This is a genomic window from Clostridium sp. C2-6-12, from assembly GCF_009928485.1.
In the GTDB taxonomy this organism is placed as follows: domain Bacteria; phylum Bacillota; class Clostridia; order Clostridiales; family Clostridiaceae; genus Clostridium.
Genome location: NZ_JAABNP010000104.1, coordinates 1 through 347, shown reverse-complemented (window position 1 = coordinate 347; position 347 = coordinate 1). Strand labels below are relative to the sequence as shown.

Below are 347 nucleotides of genomic sequence, written 5' to 3'. Positions count from 1 at the left end.
AGACTTTATAGAGGGTGGAGATGGAACTCAATTATTATTAGATGCGGGTGCACTTGTTCCATTAGAAGATAAAATAGATAAATATCCAAATCTTTCAAAGTTTTTATCAGAAACTGATAGAAAGAAATTAACAAAAGAAGATGGACATATTTATTATATACCTCAATTTTCAACTGTTATGGATAAAGTAACAGATGCAAAGCATGGTGGAGAAGCTTTCTGGATTCAAAAAGCAGTTTTAGAATGGGCTAATTTCCCTAAAATTAAAACTGTAGATGAATATTTTGATTTGATTGAAAAATATAAAGCAGCAAATCCAACAATAGATGGACAACCAACTATAGGAT

Annotated in this window: 1 pseudogene; it reads left to right on the top strand. The window is 30.3% G+C overall.

The features are described from left to right. Window positions 1-347 (top strand): annotated as a pseudogene (locus GXK56_RS27580) (sugar ABC transporter substrate-binding protein); the annotation flags it as partial.